Annotated in this window: 1 pseudogene; it reads left to right on the forward strand. The window is 65.2% G+C overall.

Annotated features, from left to right (window positions below):
* Positions 1-45: 45 nt before the first annotated feature.
* A pseudogene (locus tag BST47_RS30045) lies at positions 46-1,747 on the forward strand (non-ribosomal peptide synthetase); the annotation flags it as partial.

Genomic DNA, 1,747 nt, shown 5'->3' on the forward strand with positions numbered 1-1,747 from the left:
AGTGTCGAGCGGTTGATCGCGCGATTGCGGCGCGTTTTGGACGCGATGGCCTCCGATCCCGGGCGGCGGTTGTCGTCTTTGGATGTGTTGGATGCCGGTGAGCGTGCTGGGTTGGATGTGTGGGGCAATCGGGCGGTGTTGACGCGGCCGGGTTCGGCGTTGATGTCAATACCGGCGGTGTTCGCTATGCAGGTGGCGCATACGCCGGAGGCGCTGGCTCTGACCTGTGACGGCCGCTCGATGACCTATCAAGAGCTTGACGAGGCGTCGAATCGGTTGGCGCATATGTTGATCGACCAAGGTGCGGGTCGGGGTCAGTCGGTGGCGCTGTTGATTCCGCGGTCGGCTGAGGCGATTGTGTCGATTTTGGCGGTGCTCAAGACGGGGGCGGCATACGTGCCGTTCGATCCGGCGGTGCCTGCGGCGCGGTTGGAGTTCATGCTTGCCGATGCCAAGCCGACCGCGGCGGTCACGACAACGGAGCTGCGGCCGCGATTGGATGGATGTGCGGTGTCGGTCATCGATGTCGATGAACGCGTAGCGGAGAGCTATCCGGGCACGGCCGTGCCGGTGCCGGCTGCTGATGATATTGCGTACATCATCTACACCTCGGGCACGACGGGTGTGCCCAAGGGTGTGGCGGTCACGCACGGCAATGTGACTCAGGTGTTGGAGTCGTTGCCTGTCGATCTGCCCGCGGGGCCCGGCCAGGTGTGGTCGCAGTGGCATTCGTTGGTGTTCGACGTTTCGGTGTGGGAGATCTTTGGCGCCCTCTTGCATGGCAGCCGGTTGGTGATCGTGCCCGAGGCGGTCGCGGGTTCGCCTGAGGATCTGCACCAGCTGTTGGTGACCGAGAAGGTCAGCGTTGTGTATCAGACGCCGTCTGCGGTGGGGATGTTGTCGCCGCAGGGCCTGGAGCGGACGGCGTTGGTGGTCGCTGGTGAGGCGTGTCCGGCCGAGGTGGTGGATCGGTGGGCGCCGGGTCGGGTGATGATCAACGCCTACGGTCCGACCGAGGCCACGATTTACGCGGCGATCAGTGCGCCGTTGGCTGCGGGTTCGGGTGTGGTGCCGATCGGTTCGCCAGTGCCCAAGGGAGCGACGTTCGTCCTCGACGCGTGGTTGCGGCCGGTGCCTGCCGGGGTGGTCGGTGAGTTGTATCTGGCGGGTCGCGGTGTGGCGGTCGGGTATGTGGGCCGGGCGGGGTTGACGTCGTCGCGGTTTGTGGCGTGTCCGTTTGGGGGGCCGGGTGCGCGGATGTATCGCACCGGGGATTTGGTGTGTTGGGGTGCTGATGGGCAGTTGCGGTATCTGGGTCGTGCTGATGAGCAGGTGAAGATCCGTGGGTATCGCATCGAGTTGGGTGAGGTTCAGGCGGCGTTGGCCGCGCTGGATGGGGTGGAGCAGGCGGTGGTGATCGCCCGCGAGGACCGTCCCGGTGATAAACGCCTGGTGGGTTATGTGACCGGGACTGCTGATGTGGCCGGGATGCGTGCGGCGTTGGCCGAGCGGTTGCCTGCGTACATGGTTCCCGCGGCGGTGGTGGCCATTGATGCGCTGCCGTTGACGGTCAACGGCAAGCTCGACAGGCGGGCGCTGCCGGCACCGGAGTACCGCGACGATGGTGGTTATCGGGCACCTGGCGATGCGATCGAGGAGATTCTGGCCGGCATTTATGCCCAGGTGCTGGGTTTGGAGCGGGTCGGGGTCGATGACTCGTTCTTCGAACTGGGCGGCGACAGCATTT

The sequence above is a fragment of the Mycolicibacterium tusciae genome, from assembly GCF_002086795.1.
GTDB classification, from domain to species: Bacteria; Actinomycetota; Actinomycetes; order Mycobacteriales; family Mycobacteriaceae; genus Mycobacterium; species Mycobacterium tusciae.